Annotated in this window: 22 protein-coding genes; 9 read left to right on the plus strand and 13 right to left on the minus strand. The window is 56.7% G+C overall.

Going from position 1 to position 22,941, the window contains the following annotated elements; translation table 11 throughout:
• Positions 1 to 500 precede the first annotated feature (500 nt).
• The gene (lrhA, locus tag RTX96_RS02160; protein WP_312669985.1) at positions 501 to 1,436 is read right to left on the minus strand and encodes a transcriptional regulator LrhA; all 936 of its coding nucleotides are present in this window, start codon (positions 1,434 to 1,436) and stop codon (positions 501 to 503) included.
• Positions 1,437 to 2,284: 848 nt separating this feature from the next.
• Between lrhA and alaA the strand changes: the two genes are divergently transcribed.
• Entirely contained in the window at positions 2,285 to 3,499 is a 1,215-nt protein-coding gene (gene alaA / locus RTX96_RS02165) for an alanine transaminase AlaA (RefSeq protein WP_103819002.1), read from the plus strand.
• Between the two features lie 81 nt (positions 3,500 to 3,580).
• Complete coding sequence (yfbR, locus tag RTX96_RS02170) at positions 3,581 to 4,186, plus strand: 5'-deoxynucleotidase (protein ID WP_103819001.1); 606 nt, start codon at positions 3,581 to 3,583, stop codon at positions 4,184 to 4,186.
• Positions 4,187 to 4,226: 40 nt separating this feature from the next.
• Here yfbR and RTX96_RS02175 read toward each other — a convergent pair whose 3' ends face one another.
• The 4 genes from RTX96_RS02175 to yfbV all read right to left on the minus strand — a co-directional run bounded on the left by RTX96_RS02175 (position 4,227) and on the right by yfbV (position 7,849).
• Positions 4,227 to 6,059, minus strand: a complete 1,833-nt coding sequence (locus tag RTX96_RS02175; RefSeq protein ID WP_103819000.1) for an SLC13 family permease — start codon at positions 6,057 to 6,059, stop codon at positions 4,227 to 4,229.
• An 88-nt stretch (positions 6,060 to 6,147) separates the two neighbouring features.
• Positions 6,148 to 6,819 (minus strand): sugar phosphatase, encoded by a 672-nt coding sequence (locus tag RTX96_RS02180; protein ID WP_312669986.1) that lies wholly within the window; start codon positions 6,817 to 6,819, stop codon positions 6,148 to 6,150.
• On the minus strand, positions 6,819 to 7,313 hold the full coding sequence (locus RTX96_RS02185; protein WP_103818998.1) for a YfbU family protein: 495 nt from the start codon (positions 7,311 to 7,313) through the stop codon (positions 6,819 to 6,821). The genes RTX96_RS02180 and RTX96_RS02185 overlap by 1 nt, the downstream gene beginning before the upstream one ends.
• Before the next feature lie 80 nt (positions 7,314 to 7,393).
• Positions 7,394 to 7,849 carry a terminus macrodomain insulation protein YfbV gene (gene yfbV / locus RTX96_RS02190; protein ID WP_103818997.1) on the minus strand — a complete coding sequence of 152 codons (456 nt, stop codon included), beginning with the start codon at positions 7,847 to 7,849 and terminating at the stop codon, positions 7,394 to 7,396.
• A 338-nt stretch (positions 7,850 to 8,187) separates the two neighbouring features.
• Here yfbV and ackA point away from each other — a divergent pair, with 338 nt between their 5' ends.
• The 3 genes from ackA to RTX96_RS02205 all read left to right on the plus strand — a co-directional run bounded on the left by ackA (position 8,188) and on the right by RTX96_RS02205 (position 14,133).
• Positions 8,188 to 9,390, plus strand: coding sequence for an acetate kinase (gene ackA, locus RTX96_RS02195; RefSeq protein WP_103818996.1), 1,203 nt, complete (start codon positions 8,188 to 8,190; stop codon positions 9,388 to 9,390).
• Between the two features lie 80 nt (positions 9,391 to 9,470).
• Complete coding sequence (gene pta / locus RTX96_RS02200) at positions 9,471 to 11,612, plus strand: phosphate acetyltransferase (protein ID WP_312669987.1); 2,142 nt, start codon at positions 9,471 to 9,473, stop codon at positions 11,610 to 11,612.
• 121 nt (positions 11,613 to 11,733) lie between these two features.
• Positions 11,734 to 14,133, plus strand: a complete 2,400-nt coding sequence (locus RTX96_RS02205) for a phosphoketolase family protein (RefSeq protein ID WP_312669988.1) — start codon at positions 11,734 to 11,736, stop codon at positions 14,131 to 14,133.
• A 58-nt stretch (positions 14,134 to 14,191) separates the two neighbouring features.
• On the opposite strand, the gene yfcD is transcribed toward RTX96_RS02205, so the two are convergent.
• The 3 genes from yfcD to yfcF all read right to left on the minus strand — a co-directional run bounded on the left by yfcD (position 14,192) and on the right by yfcF (position 16,047).
• Entirely contained in the window at positions 14,192 to 14,737 is a 546-nt protein-coding gene (gene yfcD / locus RTX96_RS02210) for an NUDIX hydrolase YfcD (protein WP_103818993.1), read from the minus strand.
• Positions 14,738 to 14,793: 56 nt separating this feature from the next.
• Positions 14,794 to 15,345, minus strand: coding sequence for a phosphodiesterase (gene yfcE, locus RTX96_RS02215; RefSeq protein WP_103818992.1), 552 nt, complete (start codon positions 15,343 to 15,345; stop codon positions 14,794 to 14,796).
• A gap of 63 nt (positions 15,346 to 15,408) precedes the next feature.
• Entirely contained in the window at positions 15,409 to 16,047 is a 639-nt protein-coding gene (gene yfcF / locus RTX96_RS02220) for a glutathione transferase (RefSeq protein ID WP_312670013.1), read from the minus strand.
• A 134-nt stretch (positions 16,048 to 16,181) separates the two neighbouring features.
• Here yfcF and yfcG point away from each other — a divergent pair, with 134 nt between their 5' ends.
• The 4 genes from yfcG (at position 16,182) to RTX96_RS02240 (ending at position 18,766) form a co-directional block, all read left to right on the plus strand.
• Complete coding sequence (gene yfcG, locus RTX96_RS02225) at positions 16,182 to 16,811, plus strand: GSH-dependent disulfide bond oxidoreductase (protein ID WP_312669989.1); 630 nt, start codon at positions 16,182 to 16,184, stop codon at positions 16,809 to 16,811.
• Between the two features lie 75 nt (positions 16,812 to 16,886).
• Positions 16,887 to 17,249, plus strand: coding sequence for a dihydroneopterin triphosphate 2'-epimerase (folX, locus tag RTX96_RS02230; protein WP_103818989.1), 363 nt, complete (start codon positions 16,887 to 16,889; stop codon positions 17,247 to 17,249).
• A 19-nt stretch (positions 17,250 to 17,268) separates the two neighbouring features.
• Positions 17,269 to 18,162, plus strand: a complete 894-nt coding sequence (locus RTX96_RS02235; protein WP_312669990.1) for a TIGR01777 family oxidoreductase — start codon at positions 17,269 to 17,271, stop codon at positions 18,160 to 18,162.
• Between the two features lie 76 nt (positions 18,163 to 18,238).
• Positions 18,239 to 18,766 carry a GNAT family N-acetyltransferase gene (locus RTX96_RS02240; protein ID WP_103818987.1) on the plus strand — a complete coding sequence of 176 codons (528 nt, stop codon included), beginning with the start codon at positions 18,239 to 18,241 and terminating at the stop codon, positions 18,764 to 18,766.
• 16 nt (positions 18,767 to 18,782) lie between these two features.
• Here RTX96_RS02240 and hisP read toward each other — a convergent pair whose 3' ends face one another.
• From hisP to argT, 5 genes are all read right to left on the minus strand, one after another.
• Positions 18,783 to 19,556 (minus strand): histidine ABC transporter ATP-binding protein HisP, encoded by a 774-nt coding sequence (gene hisP, locus RTX96_RS02245; RefSeq protein ID WP_103818986.1) that lies wholly within the window; start codon positions 19,554 to 19,556, stop codon positions 18,783 to 18,785.
• A gap of 7 nt (positions 19,557 to 19,563) precedes the next feature.
• The gene (locus RTX96_RS02250; RefSeq protein ID WP_103818985.1) at positions 19,564 to 20,280 is read right to left on the minus strand and encodes an ABC transporter permease; all 717 of its coding nucleotides are present in this window, start codon (positions 20,278 to 20,280) and stop codon (positions 19,564 to 19,566) included.
• Positions 20,277 to 20,963 carry a histidine ABC transporter permease HisQ gene (locus RTX96_RS02255; protein ID WP_103818984.1) on the minus strand — a complete coding sequence of 229 codons (687 nt, stop codon included), beginning with the start codon at positions 20,961 to 20,963 and terminating at the stop codon, positions 20,277 to 20,279. The genes RTX96_RS02250 and RTX96_RS02255 overlap by 4 nt, the downstream gene beginning before the upstream one ends.
• 85 nt (positions 20,964 to 21,048) lie before the next feature.
• Entirely contained in the window at positions 21,049 to 21,831 is a 783-nt protein-coding gene (hisJ, locus tag RTX96_RS02260; RefSeq protein WP_103818983.1) for a histidine ABC transporter substrate-binding protein HisJ, read from the minus strand.
• A gap of 251 nt (positions 21,832 to 22,082) precedes the next feature.
• Positions 22,083 to 22,865: a lysine/arginine/ornithine ABC transporter substrate-binding protein ArgT gene (gene argT / locus RTX96_RS02265; RefSeq protein WP_042389536.1), complete on the minus strand. Its 783-nt coding sequence runs from the start codon at positions 22,863 to 22,865 to the stop codon at positions 22,083 to 22,085.
• Positions 22,866 to 22,941: the final 76 nt, after the last annotated feature.

The raw sequence follows: 22,941 nt of genomic DNA on the forward strand, positions 1-22,941 counted from the left end.
ATAACCTTTTGTCAACTTTGAACAAAAGTTCCTTCACATTAGTTTACAGCGGTAGCAATTCATTAACATAAAATGCCTTTTTTTCCACCAACACCCATTTTTTATAGGGTGTTTAGCGGTGTTGAATCGTGTCCGTTGTGCGCTGATACAAAAAGTACCCTCTTATTTTGACAGGATTTCGGCAGGATTCCTCCCCCTCTATGGGAGTATTTTCTTGATCTGAGACACGCTTTTGTTAATTCACACAAAAAAACGGCAACAATCAGACTTGTTTTTTAACATGAAGTTTCGCTATGCATAGTAGCATACAAACCAGGGTTAACCGTGGGCAGGATCCCTTAAGGTATTGATGTCAAAAGCGATAAATAATGATTTTTGATAATTTGTGCTGAAAAAGCGTTCGAAGCGCGCCGCTGGCAAATTTTCTACTACCAGCGGCCCGCTCACTCTGAGGGGATGTGACCTGCGCCAGCTGACGTTGTTACGTAACGTCCTCTGGGTTACTCAAAGTCCCCTTCTACGATCAGGCCGTCGCCGCCCGGCGGCGTAGTGGCACCGTAGTGCCAGGGCGTCTGGTAATCTGCCATAGCCTGAAAAACGATCTGGGCTAGCTCGTTCTGGCTTTGCGGATTATGGCACAGTAGATACTCGGTCTCCGCCAGCACCGGCAGCCCATCGCTCGGGCCCAGCACGCGTAAATCCGCGCTCATCATCTCTACCGGCCGGGCGGTAATCCCCAGCCCGGCTTTCACTGCTGACTTCACCGCCGAAAGCGTCGAGGCCACGTAGGCCATACGCCAGGGGATCCCGGCGGCATCAAGCGTGTTAAGCACGCCGTCGCGGAACGGGTTAGGATCGTCGAGGAACACCAGCGGCAGCGTTTCCCCTCTCTGCAGGACATACTCTGCCGCACAGTACCAGTGGGTTGGCGAAGTACGCAGCGTGAGATACTCGAACTGATGGGGCCGATGCGTGGTGACCATGAGATCGACCTCCTGAGCCGCCAGCATCTCGACCATAGAAAAATTACGCTTAACGCGTATGTCCAGCGCCAGCTTGGGATAGATCGAACTGATACGATTTAACAGAAACGGCAGGATAGTATCCGCAGAGTCGTCGGAAGCCCCGACGGTCAATACCCCCTGGAGATTGTTGAACATTAATGAGCTACAGGCTTCATCATTAAAGCGCAGGATTTTTCGCGCATAGCCCAGCAGCTGAATACCGTGTTCAGTTAACAGTTTATTACGACCGTGGCGGACGAAAAGCTCTTTGCCAACCAGCTGCTCCAGACGCTGCATCTGTTGGCTTACCGCAGATTGCGTTCGGCATACCGCCACAGCGGCAGCCGCAAAGGTGTTGAGATCGGCGACGGCAACGAACGTTCTCAGCAGATCGAGATCGAGATTGAGTATCGGACGATTTGCATTAATCATATGTTTTCACTTACAGGGTACTCCTCACGAGCGCCCCGGCTTTTGCTGTGTTCAAAGATTTAAGCAATCCCCGTTGAGAGGCGGCCTGCACGATCGCTACAAAACCGATCGTGACTAATAATTCGCTTACGTTCGCGATCCTCTATATATACATACAGCATTACGCTATAAATTATTTTACGAGGTCACATGCTATTACTGCATTTCTGAACGCAATCGAAAATCATTTACCAAACCATCTCAGGAAGATTGGCGGGAAAAAATTCTTAATATCAATTAATTGTATATTCAGTTAGAGAATTACGTGGATGGCATTATCGCTTTTAGCCGTAGTCTCTGCTGCTCATCTTACCTCATACCTGCATCGGTTATAAGTACCTATGCGAATGACCTTAAGCCTCCTGATGTTATACCGGAGAGCCTGGTCCTATTAATATTAACAATTGTCGGTAATCGCAAGCTATCGTATTAAATAATTATTAATTGATAATAGATCCTGGCCTAAATAGGCCTTAACAATACCTTTACACCCCTCCCTTTTACCTTGCCCATATCTCCGTACACAATCCTGAACATTATCTAAAAGCGCCCTGCTTTCCCTGTGCAATACAGAGATAACCGCGGCAATTTTGCGATCTGGCGACACATTAATCCAAAATTAATATTTTTGGTGAAATTATTATCAGCCTCATACTCTTAACCGCAGCGTAAAAAACCGCTATCCCAGCATGGACAGAAGCAAAATCTTCTTCTATGTGCCCTTCTAAACTGTCATGCGGGGGAGTACATTGTTCCGTGCTGACTTCCACGGCAGGGAGTCGCACCAACAGCTAAAAGGTCAACGATTCATGTCCCCCATCGAAAAATCCAGCAAATTAGATAACGTCTGTTATGACATCCGTGGCCCGGTTCTGAAAGAGGCGAAACGTCTTGAAGAAGAGGGTAACAAGGTACTGAAGCTTAATATCGGTAACCCAGCTCCCTTTGGTTTCGACGCCCCCGACGAGATTCTGGTGGACGTAATCCGTCATCTCCCCACGGCGCAGGGCTACAGCGACTCGAAAGGACTCTACAGCGCCCGCAAAGCGATCATGCAGCACTATCAGGCCCGCGGCATGCGCGACGTTACTGTAGAAGATATCTATATCGGTAACGGCGTCTCCGAGCTGATCGTGCAGTCGATGCAGGCGCTGCTAAACAGCGGCGATGAGATGCTGGTCCCGGCTCCGGACTACCCACTGTGGACGGCGGCGGTATCGCTCTCGGGTGGCAAAGCGGTGCACTATCTCTGCGATGAATCGTCTGACTGGTTCCCGGATCTCGATGACATCCGTGCGAAAATCACCCCGCGCACCCGGGGGATTGTCATTATTAACCCTAACAACCCCACCGGCGCGGTCTACTCTAAAGAGCTGCTGCTGGAGATCGTAGAAATTGCTCGCCAGCATAACCTGATTATCTTTGCCGATGAGATCTACGATAAGATCCTCTACGACGAGGCGGAACACCACTCCATCGCCGCGCTGGCACCTGACCTGCTGACAATTACCTTTAACGGCCTCTCTAAAACCTATCGCGTGGCCGGTTTCCGTCAGGGCTGGATGGTGCTTAACGGGCCGAAAAAACATGCTAAAGGCTATATCGAAGGGCTGGAGATGCTGGCTTCAATGCGTCTGTGCGCCAACGTTCCGGCCCAGCATGCCATTCAGACCGCGCTTGGCGGCTACCAGAGCATTAGCGAGTTTATCGTGCCTGGCGGGCGGCTCTATGAGCAGCGTAACCGCGCCTGGGAGCTAATCAACGAGATCCCTGGCGTGACCTGCACCAAGCCAAAAGGCGCGCTCTATATGTTCCCAAAAATTGATATCAAGCGCTTTAATATCCATGACGACCAGAAAATGGTGCTGGATTTCCTGCTGCAGGAGAAGGTGCTGCTGGTACAGGGGACGGCGTTTAACTGGCCGTGGCCGGATCACGTGCGCATTGTGACCCTGCCGCGCCTGGACGATCTGGAGATGTCCATCAATCGCTTTAGCCGCTTCCTCTCTGGCTACCATCAGTAAGCTTATCAAGGGGAAGATTTGCATCTTCCCCTGCTCTCTGCGCACAATGGATCCTTAGCGCCGTTACTGACAGGGTCCATTATGAGTACGAGTCAAAGCCACTTCTTCGCCCATCTCTCCCGCCTGAAACTGATCAACCGCTGGCCGCTGATGCGCAACGTGCGTACCGAGAACGTCTCCGAGCATAGCCTGCAGGTAGCGATGGTTGCCCATGCTCTGGCGGCGATAAAAAATCGTAAGTTTGGCGGCCAGGCTAACCCGGAACGCATCGCCCTGCTGGCGATGTACCACGACGCCTCTGAGGTGCTCACCGGCGATCTGCCGACGCCGGTTAAGTATTTCAACTCGCAGATTGCCCAGGAGTATAAGGCTATCGAGAAGATCGCCCAGCAGAAGCTGGTAGATATGGTGCCAGAGGAGCTGCGGGATATCTTTGCCGGGCTGATTGATGAGCAGCACTACAGCGAAGAGGAGACGTCGCTGGTGAAGCAGGCCGATGCCCTCTGCGCCTATCTGAAGTGCCTGGAGGAGCTGTCCGCTGGCAACAACGAGTTCTCGCTGGCGAAATCCCGGCTGGAGAAGACCCTCGCCGCCCGCCGCAGCCCGGAGATGGACTACTTTATGGCGGTGTTTGTGCCGAGTTTTCATCTCTCATTGGATGAGATAAGCCAGGATTCGCCGTTGTAATCATTTTGTCGCCCCGGTAAGCGCAGCGTCACCGGGGAAATTAAAACGGAAACAGCACCGGGATCAGCACGACGCACACCACCATCACTATCAGCGTGAACGGTACGCCGATCTTCACGAAATCACTGAAGGTATAGTTCCCCGGCCCCAGCACCAGGGTGTTAACCGGGGAGGAGACCGGGGTCATAAAGGCCGCCGATGCCGCCATCGCCACCATCATTGCAAAGGGGTACGGCGAGACGCCCATCGACTTGGCCGTCGCCAGCGCAATGGGTGCCATCAGTACCGCCGTGGCGGTGTTTGAGATAAACAGCCCGATAGCGGCACACATGATAAACAGACAGAACAGCATCATGTGTGGTCCGTAGCCACCGCCTAACTCCATCAGCCCCTTCACCACCAGATCGACGCCGCCGGTTTTTTGCAGCGCCAGGGCGAACGGCATCATGCCGACGATAAGGATAATGCTCGGCCAGTGGATCGCTTTATAGGCGCTGGCGGCATCAATACAGCGAAATTTGCCCATCAGCAGGCAGGCGATAATCGCTGCCACCGGATTGGGGATCTCATCGGTTAGCATCAGGGCGACCATCAGCAGCAGGCAGAAGATGGCGTGGGGAGCCTGGCTATGGGCAGGCGAGGCGTCTCCAGCCTCGATAGGCATATGCAGCACGACAAAATCGCGCCCCTTCTGCGCCAGCTGGCTAATCAGCTTCCAGTTACCTACTACCAGAAAAATATCCCCCAGCTGTAAGGGTTCATCTCCTACCGGCCCGCTAATTGCGCTCCCGTCACGTTTAATACCCACCATATTCAACCCGTAGCGGGTACGAAAGCCAATTTCACGCACGGTTTTGCCGATCAGCTCTGAGTCAGGGATCAGCGACACCTCTGCCATGCCGACGTCCAGCGCCTGGTCGGAGAAGTACTCACCGCGCAGGATCATCGGCTCCAGCAGCTGCTCGCTGCAAAATTCCCGCAGATCGACCTCGGCGGCGGACATGTCGATCAGCAGGACATCCCCGGCGCGAAACTCCGATACGCCGTTGACGTTAACGATCACCCGACGAAAACGACGCCAGCGTTCGACCCCAATAACGTTGGCCCCGTAGCGCTCCCGGAGTTTGAGATCGTCGAGGCGCTGGCCAACCATCGGCGAGCCGGGGCGAATAGCCAGCCGCCGGGCGCGCCCCGCCAGACGATACTCTTTAATCAGATCGCGGAAAGTGCGTCGCTTCCAGCCATCATGCGGCCCCTGCTGCCCTTCGCGCTTCAGGGAGAAGCGCATCACCAGCATATAGATGATGCCCAGCAGCAGAATCGTTACCCCCAGCGGGGTTACGCTAAAGAAGCTAAAGCCCGGCAGCCCCTCGCGCAGCAGCTCGCTGTTCACCACCAGGTTAGGCGGCGTGGCCACCAGCGTCATCATGCCGCTGATCAGGCCCGCAAAACTGAGGGGCATCATCAGACGCGACGGGGCGATCTGCATCCGCATCGAGACGCTGAGCACCACGGGAATAAAGATGGCGACTACACCGGTAGAGCTCATAAAGGCACCCAGCCCGGCGACGGTAAGCATGAGCAGAACCAGCATCTTGATTTCGCTGCTGCCCGCAACGTTCACCAGCCAGGCCCCCATGCTGGTGGCGACGCCGGTGCGCACCAGCCCGTCGCCAATAATAAACAGCGCGGCGATAAGAATGACGTTGGGATCGCTAAAGCCAGAGAAGGCCTCGCTGAGGGTCAGGGTGCCGCTGAGGCTGAAGGCGACGATCACCAGCAGCGCGACGGCATCCATGCGTACTTTGCCGGTGGCAAAGAGTACGATGGCAATGACCAACAGACACAGCACCCAAATCAGTTCACCGTTCACAACGTATCCTTGTTAATTGCGGGGATACCAGAAGTGTGCCATAAAAAAGCCCCGCTCAGGCGGGGCTAAATCAATAGGATGGGCTGTTTTACCGATTTTTGCTTAGTTGCGCCCTGCCGTCGGCGTGGCGGGTCACGGCAATCTCCTCCAGACTTTGCAGCACAAAATCGGCCTCGCTCAGGCTGGGCGTATCCGCCGGGGCGTTAACGGCAATCATATGACAGCCAGCGGCGAGTCCGGAGAGGATCCCGGCTGGCGCGTCTTCTACTACGACGCACTCCTGCGGCGCAAGCCTCAGCAGCTCAGCCCCCAGAAGATAGGCATCCGGCTCTGGTTTGCCACGCTTAACCCGCTCGGCGGTCACGAAGACCTCCGGCAGCGGCAGGCCCGCCGCACGGTGGCGGGCGCGGGCTACGGGCATCGAGCCCGAGGTAACAATTGCCCACGGGATCCCCAGATCGTTAAGCTGCGTGAGCAGCGCCACCGCGCCGGGCAGCGCCACGATGCCGGTGGTGTCGCTGGCCTCTATCTCCTCCAGGCGAGTAAACTCGGCGGCAATCTCCGCCTCGCTGTGCCCGGCCATAAAGTGGCGTAGCGAGGTAATCGCCTGCTTACCGTGAATGAACCCCAGCACCTCGTCGTGGGCAAGATTGAACCGGTCGGCCCAGTTGCACCACGCGCGCTCCACGGCTGGCAGAGAGTCCACCAGCGTGCCGTCTAAATCAAACAGGAAACCCTGACACTGCACAGCGGCCCCCATCAGGCGTTAACAATCTGGTTGATTTCATTTGCGCTCAGGTGGTACTGACGCGGGCAGGCGTGCCAGGCTCCCAACATGCGCTGGTACTTTTCCCACATCGGCGTCTGGGCATTGAAGCCGTGTGTTCCGGCGTCGAAATGGGTGTAGCGCCCTTCGGTATTGACCATAAAGCGCACGTAGCTCAGGTAGCGCGCCTCGGTGGCGGCATCAAAGCCTAAGAAGGTTACCCGGCGCTCGTCGATGGACTGGGTATCTTTCAGGTTGGCCCAGGAGACATGCAGCGCGTGATACATCTCCATAATGTCGATAACGGTGCGGCAGGTCTCCTCCGGCAGCTCGCCAAACTCGCGGTCCAGCTCGCGCATCTGCAGGCCAAAGCCGCGCTCGACGATGGTTTGCAGGCGGCGGTAGCGTTCGGCGTTGGTGGGATCGAGCATGGTCATCATTTTGTACTGATTCGATAAAATCAGCCGTTGGGCATTGGTCATTTCCATCTTACACTCCCGTATCACGTCGGAAAAAAAAGAGGCACATAGATTATGTGCCTTCTTTTATATGCGTAATCAGGGGTCAATTACAAATCATCGAGGAAAGTTTTGTCGAGCTGACCAAATGCGCGCTTAAGCGTGTCAGCTAAAGCCTGGTAGTCAGGCTTGCCGGTGACCGGGGCCATTGTTTGGCCCGCGTCCTGTAATTTACCGCGCACCTCATAGAACCAGTGCAGGATACCCGGCGGCAGCGGGGTGACGGAGCGTTTGCCTAGCCACCATAGCCCCTGCAGCGGCAGGCTCAGGGCAAAGAGCGCGGTCGCCACCGCAGGGCCCAACTGGCCGCCAAGAGCGATCTGCCAGCAGAGGGTAAAGACGGCAACGGGCGGCATGATGCGGATCGCGTAGCGGGTAGCGCGAATGACACGGTTATCGATAAAGACGGGAGCGAGGCTTTTTTCCATAGGCCAGGTCTTCGAATAGTGCTGACCCAGGCGAAACAAACTGAAAAAGCTCACAGGGCGATTCTCAGGAGTGTTCATGGCGTTACCTCAACTTCACATATAAAAATTAAAAAATTTGTGCAAAACAACAACTGCTCATGACAACGTTCAAAATATTTTGTCATCGCTACCCAGTATCGGGTATTCTGTGCCCGCCTGAGTGGGCCTTAGACGAAGAACGCAACGTCGTCAATGTAACGCCCAGTATGCCACTCCCACATATGGGGACAAAATGGCATAAACTCAACAGTATTCTCTTTCATCGTGCCAAAAAATCGTTCTGGCATGATGTTAATCATAAATGTCAGCGTCAACATGCGCTACGCTGAAAGACTCACTGACGTTTTTTTAGCCACGTATCAAAAATAGGTACTTCCATGTCGAGTAAGTTAGTACTGGTTCTGAACTGCGGTAGCTCCTCACTGAAATTTGCAATCATCGATGCAGTGAACGGTGAAGAGTACCTCTCTGGTTTAGCCGAATGCTTCCATCTTCCTGAAGCGCGTATCAAATGGAAAATGGACGGTGGTAAACAAGAAGCTGCTTTAGGTGCAGGTGCCGCTCACAGTGAAGCACTGAACTTTATCGTTAACACTATTCTGGCACAAAAACCAGAACTGTCTGCACAGCTGACCGCAATTGGTCACCGCATCGTGCACGGTGGCGAAAAATACACCAGTTCCGTAGTTATTGATGACTCCGTTATCCAGGGCATTAAAGACTCTGCCTCTTTTGCACCGCTGCATAACCCGGCTCACCTGATCGGTATCGCTGAAGCGCTGAAATCCTTCCCGCAGCTGAAAGAGAAGAACGTAGCCGTATTTGATACCGCGTTCCATCAGACCATGCCGGAAGAGTCCTACCTCTACGCCCTGCCGTACAAACTGTACAAAGAGCACGGCGTTCGCCGCTACGGCGCGCATGGCACCAGCCACTTCTACGTGACGCAGGAAGCAGCAAAAATGCTGAACAAGCCGGTAGAAGAAGTAAACATCATCACCTGCCACCTGGGCAACGGCGGCTCCGTCTCTGCCATCCGTAACGGCAAATGCGTTGATACCTCTATGGGTCTGACCCCGCTGGAAGGCCTGGTGATGGGTACCCGTTCCGGTGATATCGACCCGGCGATCATCTTCCACCTGCACGATACCCTGGGTATGAGCGTAGAAGAGATCAACAAAATGCTGACCAAAGAGTCCGGCCTGCTGGGCCTGACCGAAGTCACCAGCGACTGCCGCTACGTTGAAGACAACTACACCAGCAAAGAAGACGCTAAACGTGCAATGGACGTTTACTGCCACCGCCTGGCGAAGTACATCGGCTCCTACACCGCGCTGATGGAAGGTCGTCTGGATGCGGTTGTCTTTACCGGTGGTATCGGTGAGAACGCGGCGATGGTGCGCGAGCTCTCTCTGGGCAAACTGGGCGTGCTGGGCTTCGAAGTTGACCACGAGCGTAACCTGGCTGCCCGCTTCGGCAAATCTGGCTACATCAACAAAGAGGGTACCACCCTCGCGATGGTCATCCCGACCAACGAAGAGCTGGTGATCGCCCAAGACGCCAGCCGTCTGACTGCCTGATTCCACACCGCCAGCCAACGCTGGCGGTGCTGTTTTGTATCGCGCCAAATTACTGGCGGTAACGAAAAAGAGGATATACCGTGTCCCGTATTATTATGCTGATCCCTACCGGAACCAGCGTCGGCCTGACCAGCGTCAGCCTGGGCGTGATCCGTGCTATGGAACGCAAAGGCGTTCGTCTGAGCGTCTTTAAACCTATCGCCCAGCCGCGTGCCGGTGGCGATGCGCCAGACCAGACCACCACGATCGTGCGTGCGAACTCCAATCTGCCTGCCGCTGAGCCGCTGAAGATGAGCCACGTTGAGTCTCTGCTCTCCAGCAACCAGAAAGACGTGCTGATGGAAGAGATCATCGCCCGCTATCACGAAAGCGCGAAAGACGCGGAAGTGGTGCTGGTTGAAGGCCTGGTCCCGACCCGTAAACACCAGTTTGCCCAGTCGCTGAACTTCGAAATCGCCAAAACGCTGAACGCCGAGATCGTCTTTGTGATGTCTCAGGGTACCGATACCCAGGAGCAGCTGAAAGAGCGTATCGAGCTGACCCGCAACAGCTTCGGCGGCGTGAAGAACACCAACATCACCGGCGTGATTGTTAACAAACTGAACGCCCCGGTTGATGAGCAGGGCCGTACTCGCCCGGATCTCTCTGAGATCTTCGATGACTCCTCCAAAGCGAAAGTGATCAGCATCGATCCGGCTGAGCTGAGCGCATCCAGCTCCCTGCCGGTGCTGGGCGCCATTCCGTGGAGCTTCGACCTGATTGCCACCCGCGCAATCGATATGGCAAAACACCTGAATGCCACCATCGTTAACGAAGGCGACATCAACACCCGCCGCGTGAAGTCCGTGACCTTCTGTGCGCGCAGCATTCCGCACATGCTGGAGCACTTCCGCCCAGGCTCCCTGCTGGTGACCTCCGCTGACCGTCCGGACGTGCTGGTTGCCGCCTGTCTGGCTGCGATGAACGGCGTTGAGATCGGCGCGATCCTGCTGACCGGTGCCTATGAGATGGACGCTCGCGTTGCCAGGCTGTGCGAACGTGCCTTTGCCACCGGCCTGCCGGTATTCATGGTGAACACCAACACCTGGCAGACCTCGCTGAGCCTGCAGAGCTTCAACCTGGAAGTGCCGGCTGACGACCATGCGCGTATCGAGAAAGTGCAGGAGTACGTAGCAGGCTATGTTAACGCTGACTGGATCGAATCCCTGACCGCGACCTCCGAGCGTAGCCGCCGTCTCTCCCCGCCTGCGTTCCGCTACCAGCTCACCGAGCTGGCGCGCCAGGCAGGTAAACGCGTTGTGCTGCCGGAAGGCGACGAGCCGCGTACCGTTAAAGCGGCGGCCATCTGCGCCGAGCGCGGCATCGCGACCTGCGTACTGCTGGGTAATCCGGAAGAGATCACTCGCGTTGCGGCCTCCCAGGGCGTTGAGCTGGGTGCCGGCATCGAGATCGTTGATCCGGACGTAGTGCGTGAAAGCTACGTAGCCCGCCTGGTTGAGCTGCGTAAGAGCAAAGGCATGACCGAAGCCGTTGCCCGCGAACAGCTGGAAGACAACGTGGTGCTCGGCACCCTGATGCTGGAGCAGGACGAAGTTGACGGTCTGGTCTCCGGTGCGGTTCACACCACGGCCAACACCATCCGTCCGCCGCTGCAGCTGATTAAAACGGCACCGGGCAGCTCGCTGGTCTCCTCCGTATTCTTCATGCTCCTGCCGGAGCAGGTTTACGTTTACGGCGACTGCGCCATCAACCCGGATCCGACCGCTGAACAGCTGGCTGAGATCGCGATTCAGTCCGCTGACTCCGCGATTGCCTTCGGTATAGAGCCGCGCGTGGCGATGCTCTCCTACTCCACCGGTAACTCCGGCGCGGGTAGCGACGTAGAGAAAGTGCGTGAAGCGACCCGTCTGGCGCAGGAGAAACGTCCTGACCTGATGATCGACGGCCCGCTGCAGTATGATGCCGCGGTAATGGCTGACGTCGCGAAATCCAAAGCGCCGAACTCGCCGGTTGCCGGTCGTGCTACCGTGTTCATCTTCCCGGATCTGAACACCGGTAACACCACCTACAAAGCGGTACAGCGCTCTGCCGACCTGATCTCCATCGGGCCGATGCTGCAGGGTATGCGCAAGCCGGTGAACGACCTGTCTCGTGGCGCGCTGGTTGACGATATCGTCTACACCATTGCCCTGACGGCGATTCAGTCCTCTCAGCAGCAGTAAGCTCGACGCTGCTTAAAGGGTCGTGGCGTTGCCACGGCCTTTTTTTTGGCGCAGATTCGCCCTCCTCCGCTTCTTCTATTAGGGTTAACAGGTACGATTTAACCTGATAACGGGAGAAAGCATGACGCAATCTGCAACCGGGCACGTTAACGATAACGACTTCACGTTACTGGATCGCTACTGGCGCGCCGCAAACTACCTCTCCGTCGGCCAGATCTACCTGATGGATAACCCGCTGCTGCGCGAGCCGCTTAAGCCGGAACATATTAAACCTCGCCTGTTGGGCCACTGGGGCACCACGCCGGGGCTAAACTTTATCTACGCACACCTTAATCGCGCCATCCGCCAGCGCGATCTGGACATGCTCTATGTCTGCGGCCCCGGCCACGGTGGACCTGGCATGGTAGCGAATACCTGGCTTGAGGGTAGCTATAGCGAGATCTATCCCGATATCAGCCAGGACGCGCCGGGGATGCAGAAGCTGTTCAAGCAATTTTCATTTCCCGGCGGGATCCCCAGCCATGCTGCACCGGAGACGCCCGGCTCAATCAACGAAGGGGGCGAGCTGGGCTACTCCCTCTCCCACGCTTTTGGGGCCGTGTTTGATGCGCCCGACCTGATTGCCGCCTGCGTGATTGGCGATGGCGAAGCCGAGACCGGCCCGCTCGCCGCCAGCTGGCATGGCATCAAGTTTCTTAACGCCGCCCGGGACGGGGCCGTGCTGCCTATTCTGCATCTCAACGGCTACAAGATCGCTAACCCGACGCTGCTGGCGCGTACCAGCGATGAGGATCTCACCCAGCTGTTCCGTGGCTACGGCTACGATCCGGTCTTTGTCAGCGGTCACGAGCCGGAAAAAATGCACCCGCAGATGGCCGAGGCGCTGGACAATGCCCTGGATAAGATCCGTGATTTCCAGCAGCGCGCCCGCCAGGGTGACGCAGTGGAGTCCATCCCGCGCTGGCCGATGATTATCCTGCGCAGCCCGAAGGGGTGGACCGGCCCGCAGATCGTGGACGGTAAGAAAGTTGAAGGCTTCTGGCGTGCCCATCAGGTGCCGGTCTCCTCGTGTCGGGAAAACGACGAGCATCGACAGATCCTTGAGCGCTGGATGCGCAGCTATCAGCCGGAAGATCTCTTTGACGAACAGGGGCGGCTTAAGCCCGAGCTTAAAGCGCTGGCACCCGAAGGTGACAAGCGGATGGGCGCGACGCCCTGGGCCAACGGTGGACGACTCCGGCGTGAGCTGGTGACGCCCGAGCTGCGCGAGTTCGCCCTTGATATCACCTCCCCAGGCGAGACCCAGGCACAGTCCACAGAGGTACTGGGGCGCTACCTGCGCGGCATCTTTACCCGCAACCCGGACAACTTCCGTCTCTTTGGTCCGGATGAGACCGCCTCCAACCGGCTGGGGGACGTGTTCGACGTCACCAACCGCACCTGGGAGGGAGAGATTGAGCCTTACGATGAGCAGCTGGCCCCCGATGGCCGGGTGATGGAGATCCTCAGCGAGCATCGGTGCCAGGGTTGGTTAGAGGGCTATCTGCTCACCGGACGCCACGGCCTGTTTAACTGCTACGAGGCCTTTATCCACATCATTGACTCGATGTTCAACCAGCACGCCAAGTGGCTGAAGGTCACGCGCAAGCTACCGTGGCGCGAGCCGGTCGCCTCCCTGAACTACCTGCTCTCCTCCCACGTCTGGCGGCAGGATCACAACGGCTACAGCCATCAGGATCCCGGCTTTATCGATCACGTTGCCAACAAAAAAGCCGATATCGTACGCATCTATCTGCCACCGGACGCGAATACCCTGCTGTGGGTGGCCGATCACTGCCTGAAGACCTGGGATCGCATTAACGTCATCGTCGCTGGCAAGCAGCCGGAGCCGCAGTGGCTGACGATGGAAGAAGCGGCGAAGCACTGTGAAGTGGGGATGGGCATCTGGCCCTGGGCAGGTACCGAAGAGCCGGACAGAACGCCGGACGTGGTGATGGCCTGCGCCGGGGATGTGCCCACAATGGAGGCGCTGGCGGCGGTGGATCTGCTTCGCGGCTACCTGCCGGATCTCAGCGTGCGGGTGGTAAACGTAGTGGATTTGATGGCGTTACAGACCGAGGATCAGCATCCGCACGGCCTGAGCGACGAGGCGTTTGAGGCTATCTTCACCGCCGACAAGCCGGTAATCTTCGCCTTCCACGGCTATCCGAGCCTGATCCATCGCCTGACCTACCACCGCAATAACCATCGCAACTTCCACGTGCGCGGCTTTATGGAGGAAGGTACCACCACCACGCCGTTTGACATGACGGTGATGAACGAGCTGGATCGCTTCCATCTGGCCCAGGAGGCAATTCTGCGGGTAGAGAAGCTGGCTGGCCAGGCGGATGAGATCCTCGACGAGCTGCAGGAGAAGATCGCTGAACATCACCGCTACGTGCGTGAGTATGGGGAGGATCTGCCGGAAGTGCGTAACTGGAAGTGGCCTTCGCAGCAGGGCAGCGGCGACGTGCCGGAGTAAGTTAAGGCATTAAAAAAGCCGGCCAATACGTACCGTGGCCGGCTTGATGCTTTTAGGCCTACTCGGTTTCAGCCAGCTTAAGCGTATCGTTGTTGGCGTTGCGGCTCATCCACAGCGCCAGCGCCTTGAGTGAGTCCGGCGTAAACTCATCGCAGCGGGCGGTGATCTCTTCCGGCGTCATCCAGATCGCTTCGCTGACCTCATCCTCCTGCAGGGCAAAAGGCCCGTGGGAGACGCAGCTGAATAGCCCACCCCAGACGCGGCAGTGATCGTCTTCGTAGTAGAACTGCCCATGCTCGGCAAACGGCACGCCGGCGATGCCCAGCTCCTCTTCCGCCTCACGCCGTGCGGACTCGAGCATCCCCTCGTCCGCCTGCACCACGCCACCCGCCGTTGCATCCAGCAGGCCAGGCAGGTAATCCTTTGTCTCGGTGCGGCGCTGCACCAGAATTTTTCCCATGCCGTCATGCACGACAATGTAGGTGGCGCGATGGCGCAAACACTGCGCGCGCATCTGTTCGCGGCTGGCCTGCGCGATCACCTCGTTGTCCTCATTGACGATATCCACCCACTCCGTGCCTGTAAAATGACTCTGTTCCACCATCGGAAAAACCTTCTCTGCATAGCGCTCTGGTGGCGCGTTTCTGGTTGAGAGCTAACTTACGGATTAATAGCGACCTCTGCAATAATCCGTTGATCGTTCAGTGCGATTACGCGAAAAATACCGTCCTCAAACATACCGTAGCTGGCGGCAAAGCCCCCTTTCGGAATGCTCACCGAGCCGGGGTTGAAGTGAATAATCTCGCCGCGCTTTTCCGCCACCGGAATATGAGTATGACCGGAGATGAATACATCGCCAGCGGCAAGCGGTGGTAAATTTTCTGCATTATAGAGATGGCCGTGGGTCAAAAACAGCCGGGAATTATCCAATAATATCTGCTGCCAGGGGGCAGTGACAGGAAACGTCAGCAGCATCTGATCCACTTCGCTGTCACAGTTGCCGCGCACGGCGATGATCCGCGATGCCTGCGTATTCAGCCGCTCGGCCACCTGCGCAGGCGCATACCCCTCCGGCAACGCGTTGCGCGGCCCGTGGTTGAGCAGATCGCCAAGGATCACCAGCCACTGCGCGCCGCTCTCGGCAAACAGCGCCAGCACGCGCTCCGTGGCCGGCAGCGAGCCGTGAATATCGGAGGCAAACATCAGCTTCATCGCTTACACCCTTACCGTTGAGAAGTCGCTTTATGATAACGGATTTGGCTGTGCTAAACAGCTTCAACGCGCCGCTGAAAGTGCGATATAGCGCTGTACCGAGGAGCGTTGCCACTGGAAGGCGGCATAGTCTGCCAGGCGCTCTGGAACCTCGTCGCCGTTGAGCACCAGCCGGTTGAGCATCAGCGCCAGATCGGCGTCGGCAATGCACCATTCGCCAAACAGGTTGGGGTTGGCATGGGCCAGCAGCGTGCCGGCGATGGTCATCAGTTTTTCTGCGCTCCGCTGGCCAGCCTCGCTGAGCGGGGGCTTTTTCACACCCGCAAAGATGACGTCCGTTGGGCGCTCTTCGCGGATAGGCACCAGATCGCTGCGCAGCCAGGCCTGAATCTGCCGCGCACGGGCGCGCTTCTGGATATCGTGGGGATAGACGCGCTCCCACTCCGGCGGCGCAAAGCGCTCCTCAAGGTATTCGCTAATCGCTGAGGATTCCGTTAACTCAAAGCCGTCGACCTCCAGCAGCGGCACGCGGCGGCTGAGGTGATAGCCCTTCCACTCCGGGCGCAGATGTTCGCCGCCGTTGAGATCGACGGTCTTCAGCGTGAACGGCAATCCCTTTTCGTGCAGGGTGACATACACCGACATGACGTAAGGAGAGAAAAAGTCTGCATCAGACCACAACGTTATTGCTGGCTCGCCCATTGGTACCCTCATTGAGTTGTCTCATTTCATCTAAAATATAGCGTCCTGTGCGGGCTGTCACTGCCTGAAAATCCCGCCTCGTCCGGCAGCGCCTATACTCCTGTTTGCGACTTTATTCCCAGACAGGAGTTGAGATGATCGATCTCTATTACGCCCCCACCCCTAACGGTCACAAAATTACGCTATTTCTGGAAGAGGCGGAGCTGGATTACCGACTGATCCGTGTCGATATCAGCAAAGGCGATCAGTTTCGCCACGACTTTTTAGAGATTTCACCGAATAATAAAATTCCCGCCATCGTAGATCATGCCCCTGTCGACGGTGGTGCGCCGCTTAGTCTGTTTGAATCAGGGGAGATCCTGCTCTATCTGGCAGAGAAGAGCGGCAAGCTGCTCAGCGGCGAGCTGCGCGAGCGGCACCTGACCCTACAGTGGCTCTTCTGGCAGGTAGGCGGGCTGGGTCCAATGCTTGGACAGAACCACCATTTTAACTATTTTGCTCCCAAGCCGGTGCCCTACGCTATTGAGCGTTTTCAGGTGGAGACCCAGCGTCTGTATAGCGTGATGAATAAGCGACTGGAGCGCGTGCCGTGGCTGGGCGGTGAGCACTATAGCATTGCCGATATCGCCGCCTGGCCGTGGATCAACGCTCACGAACGCCAGCGGATCAACCTTAACAGCTACCCGGCGGTGAACAACTGGTTCGAACGCATCCGTACCCGGCCAGCCACCCTGCGCGCAATGCAAAAAGTTACCCAGAGTTAGCCACTTTTGCCCGCATAGGCGAGCCGTTTAACCTCGTGTATGATAGCGCGGGTCACTACACTGAGGGAATTTACCATGTCACAGCCAGACGCGGTCATACGAATAAAAAATTTGCGCCTGAGAACCTTTATCGGCATCAAAGATGAGGAGATAGCTAACCGTCAGGACATCGTGGTCAACGTGGTTATTCACTACCCCGCTGACAAAGCACGGGCCAGTGAAGATATCAACGATGCGCTGAACTACCGTACCATCACCAAAAGCATCATTCAGCATATTGAAAATAATCGCTTCTTTTTGCTGGAAAAATTAACTCAGGATGTGCTCGATATCGCACGCGAACATCACTGGGTTACCTATGCTGAAGTGGAGATCGATAAACTTTATGCGCTACGGTATGCCGACTCGGTGTCAATGAGTATGAGCTGGCGACGTTAAGCGCAGCCCTGGAGGTTGCATGAGGATTTTGATTACCGGCGGTACCGGCCTGATTGGCCGCCATCTTGTTCCCCGCCTGCTGGCGCTGGGGCATTCGGTCACGGTGATCACTCGCAGCCCCGAACGGGCGCGCCGCACATTAAGCGATGACGTGGTCTTCAGCAAAGGGTTGGACGATCGCCGCGATCTGAACGACATTGACGCGGTCATTAACTTGGCGGGCGAACCCATTGCTGATAAGCGCTGGAGCGAGGCGCAAAAAGCGCGCCTCTGCAACAGTCGCTGGCAGATCACCCAGATGCTGGTGGATCTGATCAAGGCCAGCGCTACCCCACCCTCGGTGCTGATCTCCGGATCGGCTACGGGCTATTATGGCGATCTCGGCGAGGTGGTGGTCACCGAAGAGGAGCCGCCGCACAACGAATTTACCCACAAGCTCTGCGCCCGCTGGGAGCAGATCGCCTGCGGCGCGCTGAGCGATCGTACCCGCGTCTGCCTGCTGCGCACCGGCGTCGTCTTCGCCCCAAAAGGCGGCGTGCTGGCAAAAATGCTGCCGATATTTCGCCTCGGCCTCGGCGGCCCGATCGGCAGCGGACGACAGTACCTGGCCTGGATCCATATCGATGATATGGTCAACGGTATCATCTGGCTGCTGGATAACGATCTGCGCGGGCCGTTTAATATGGTCTCCCCCTACCCGGTGCATAACGAACGCTTTGCCCATGCCCTCGGCCATGCCCTGCATCGTCCGGCCTTTATGCGCGCGCCGGCCAGCGCCGTGCGGCTGCTGATGGGCGAATCCTCGGTGCTGGTGCTTGGCGGCCAGCGCGCCCTGCCTAAGCGCCTGGAGGCCTCCGGGTTTGGTTTTCGCTGGTACGATCTGGATGAGGCCCTCGCGGACGTCTTGCGCTGAATCGTTAAAATAAATAGCACCAATTTACTATTCTGGTGCTAATGTAAATAACCCATTCACCAGAATGATGATTTAAATGCCTACGCTGACCTCTTCACGCCTGATCCTCTCTCCCTTCCAGGAGTCTGACTGGCCATTTTTCCTGCGCCTGCGCCGCGATCCGCTGATTATGCGCTTTATGGCAGACATCGCCTCGCAGCAGGATATTCGTCGGGTATTTGACGCGCGTTTAATCGACGCCGGGGCGTTTGTCATTCGTCAGCAGGGAACAGCGACCCCGCTTGGTGATATTGGTCTGAGCCGGTCAGGAGAGAACCCGCAGGAGGCGGACGTCGGCTACAGCATTGCCACCTACGCTCAGGGCCAGGGGTACGCCAGCGAAGCGCTGCGCACGCTCTGTCAGTATGCATTTAACGAGGCCGGGATCACGGCGCTGAATGCATGGGTGCTTGCGGGCAATATCGGTTCGCAGCGCGTGCTGGAGAAGCTGGGGTTTAGCCGGGTGGAGATCCTGCAGAAGGTCTATCGCCTGAACGGCGTGTTTCATGATGACTGGGTCTACCGCCTAACCGCCCAGGCATTCAGCTCTGCCCTCTCCGGTTAAGAAGAGGGCCAGAGCGTTACTTCAGCGAGCCTTTGAGGAACTGCTGCAGGCGTGGGCTTTGCGGATTGTCAAACAGCGCCTCCGGTTTGCCCTCTTCCTCGATTTTCCCCTGGTGCAGGAAGATCACATGGGAAGAGACATGGCGGGCAAAGCCCATCTCATGGGTCACCACCACCATTGTTTTCCCCTCCTCTGCCAGCTGCTGCATGATGCGCAGCACCTCACCCACCAGCTCCGGATCCAGCGCCGAGGTTGGCTCATCAAACAGCAGCACCTCAGGCTCCATCGCTAACGCACGGGCAATCGAAACGCGCTGCTGCTGGCCGCCAGAGAGGTGCACCGGGTATTTGGCCTGGGCGCGCTCGTCAATGCCCACCTTCGCCAGATACTTCACCGCCCGCTCGCGCGCCTCCTGCTTGCTCAGCCCCAGGACCTGGATTGGCGCTTCCATCACGTTCTCCAGCACCGTCATGTGGCTCCAGAGATTAAAATGCTGAAATACCATCGTCAGGCGGGTACGTAGCAGGCGCAGCTGATGTTTATCAGCGACCTTCAGCTGGCCGTCTTTATCCCGTACCAGAGTGATGTTCTGGCCGTTAACCACAATCGTGCCTTCGCTCGGCTTTTCGAGAAAGTTAATGCAGCGCAGGAAGGTACTCTTGCCGGAGCCGGACGAGCCGATAATGGTGATCACATCGCCTGCGTTAGCCTGCAGCGAGACCCCTTTCAGCACCTCATGTTCGCCGTAGCGCTTGTGCAGATCTGTAACGTTTAATTTATTCTCGGACATCGTATTCTCAGTGCGTCGAAGACGGTTTCACATGCTTCAGCCAGCGTTTTTCCGCTTTGCGGAACAGGCTGATGAGAGCATAGGAGATAATCAAGTACAACACGGCGGCAATACCAAACGCGGTAAAGGGCTGGTAGGTAGCCGAGTTAATATCACGGGCAATTTTCAGCAGGTCCGGGACGGTGGCGGTGAAGGCCAGCGCCGTCGAGTGCAGCATTAAAATCACTTCGTTGCTGTAGGCGGGAAGCGCAATGCGCAGCGCCGACGGCAGAATAATGCAGCGGTACATCTTCACCGACGAAAAGCCGTAGGCCCGCGCCGCCTCAATCTCGCCGTGCGGCACCGAGCGGATCGCCCCGGCAAAAATTTCGGTGGTGTAGGCGCAGGTATTGAGCGTTAACGCCAGCACCGTACAGTTCAGGCCGCTGCGGAAGAAGGCGTTCAGCAGCTCCGTGCCCTTCACAATCTCGAGGGTATACATCCCGGAGTAGAAGACCAGCAGCTGGACGTAGAGCGGCGTACCGCGAAAAACATAGGTAAAGAGCCAGATAGGAAAGCGGATAAATTTATTGCTGGAGACGCGTCCGATGGCGAGAAACAGCGCGAGGATACCGCCCATCACTACCGAGAGGATCAGCAGCCAGAGGGTGATCGCCACGCCGGTAAAGCGGTAACCGTCGGTCCACAGCAGGGCGCGCCAGTACTCCTGAATAATTTCGATCACAGATCAGCCCTCTTCACACCCACGGAGTAGCGGCGCTCGAGCAGAAGCAGCACACCATTAGAGACGGTGGTAAACACTAAATAGATCAGGCCGCAGACCACGGCGAAGTAGAACGGCTCCCAGGTACTTTTCCCGGCGAGCTGGGTAGCTTTCACCACGTCCTCGAGGCCCAGCAGGGACACCAGCGCGGTCGCCTTGAGGATCACCTGCCAGTTGTTACCAATTCCCGGCAGGGCGTAGCGCATCATGGCCGGAAAGAGAATACGACGGAAGATCTGTCCGCCGGTAAAGCCAAAGGCGGTAGCGGCCTCGATGTGCCCTTTCGGCACGGCCATAAACGCCCCGCGAAAGGTTTCCGTGAAATAGGCCCCGTAGATAAAGCCGAGGGTAATAATACCGGCGATCATCGGATCGATATCAATCTGCGCCATACCAACGGCGTCGGTGATGCCGTTCAGCGCGATTTGCAGCCCGTAGAAGATGAGCAGCATCAATACCAGATCGGGCACGCCACGGATAAGCGTGGTGTAGCCTTCAAAAAGAGCGGCCAGCAGGCGGTTATGAGAGAGCTTGGCCCCCGCCCCTGCCAGGCCTATCAGCACGGCCAGCACAACGGAGCTGAGCGCCAGCTCCAGCGTGACGACAGCGCCCTGGAATATAACTTGAGAAAACCCGTACAGCATGCAGCCTGCCCCGTGGTGTGTAGTGTCTGCCGTGTCTTTTCCCCTCCCGTTATGGGAGGGGCTGCACGTTTGTCACAGGTGGGAATTAGCCACCGTAAACATCAAAATCGAAATACTTTTTCGCCAGCTTTTCGTAGGTACCGTCGGCACGCATATCGGCAAAGGCTTTGTTCAGCGCTTCGCGCAGCTCGTTATCCTCTTTGCGAATGCCCATGCCGGTACCCACGCCAAACAGCTTCTCATCTTTGATGGACGGTCCACCAAATTTGTACTCTTTGCCCGCCGCGGTTTTCAGGAAACCTTCGCTGGCGGCCACTTCGTCCTGGAACGCGGCGTCAATACGGCCCGCGGTCAGGTCGGCATAGATAGAGTCCTGGCCCTGATAGGAGACGATCTCCACCCCTTTCGCCGCCCAGTGTTCGTTACCGTAGGTCTCCTGGGTGGTGCCCTGCAGAACGCCGACGCGTTTGCCTTTCAGGGTCGACAGGTCCGGCTGGATATTAGAGGCCTTCGCCACGACCAGACGTGAATCGGCCGCATAAAGCTTGTCAGTAAAGGCGATCTCCTGCTGACGCTTCTCGGTAATCGAGAGCGACGACATGATGGCATCGATTTTCTTCGCTTTCAGCGAGGGGATCAGCGCATCCAGCGGGTTCTCAATGAAGGTACACTGCGTATTAATGCGTTTACACAGCTCTTTAGCCAGATCGATATCAAAACCAACTAATTCACCCTGCGCATTCTTCGATTCGAACGGCGCGTAGGTAGGATCGGTGCCGATACGCAGCTTCTGCGGAATGGCAGCAAAGGCGCTGGACGCGCTGGAAAGAGCAAGCACCAGAGAAAGCGATAATACCAACTTATTCATAAACATCCTCAACTGACGGTCTTTTAACGGGATTTTGCACAGAATACGGTACGGCTATCGTGCCATTATTCGGCCCGGCAAGGCAAAATATTCTGCCCTGCCGGACGCTTTTTTTTGCAGTGCCACTGCTTAACTATGCTGTTTTAGGTCCCGTTGCCTGACATAAGTACGTTTACCGCACCGCCGTAAGGCATCAACCACATCAATGCACCACGCTGGCTCACCACCCTGGTGCAGAGACGTGCCGTCACTTAATCGCCGTAGACGTTAAAGTCGAAGTATTTTTTCGCCATCTTGTCGTAGGTACCATCTTTGCGGATTTCACCCAGCGCTTTGTCGAATGCGGCCTTCAGCTCGGTATCGTCTTTACGCAGGCCAACCCCGGTGCCTTCCCCGAAGAAGTTTTTATCTTTTACCGACGGACCGGCAAAGGCGAACTCTTTTCCGGCAGGCTGCTTGAGGAAGCCTTCGCTGGCGGCAACCTCGTCCTGCAGGGCGGCATCCAGACGACCGGCGGCGAGGTCGGAGTAGATCAGATCCTGGTTCTGATAGGCAACGACATCAATGCCTTTGCTGCGCCAGTTGGCATTACCAAAAGCCTCCTGGGTTGAACCCTGCAGCACGCCAACGTGCTTACCCTTCAACGACTCAATGGTCGGCTGGATCGGCGAGCCTTTGGCCGCGATCAGACGTGAATCCGCCGCGTAGAGCTTGTCGGAGAAGGCGATCTCCTGCTGACGTTTTTCGGTAATGGAGAGAGAAGAGATAATGGCATCAATTTTCTTGGCTTTCAGAGAGGGGATCAGCGCGTCAAAATCGCTGCCTACCCAGGTGCACTTAACCTGGATACGTTTGCACATCTCGTTACCAAGGTCGATATCAAAGCCGACAAACTCACCCTTCGCGTCTTTAGACGAGAATGGCGCATAGGTCGCATCCGTACCAATGCGCACGGTCTGGGGAAGCGCAGCGTAAACGCTGGCGGCGCTGGAGAGTCCCAGCAGTAAAGAGAGAGCTACAGCCGTCTTCTTCATACATTACCCTCGAGTTTCTGATTTTATTATCTATTGCGTGTTGTTGTTGTATAACGTTGTGTTGCGTTGCCCGCTG

The sequence above is a fragment of the Pseudescherichia sp. genome (assembly GCF_032052675.1).
Classification (GTDB): Bacteria; Pseudomonadota; Gammaproteobacteria; order Enterobacterales; family Enterobacteriaceae; genus Pseudescherichia.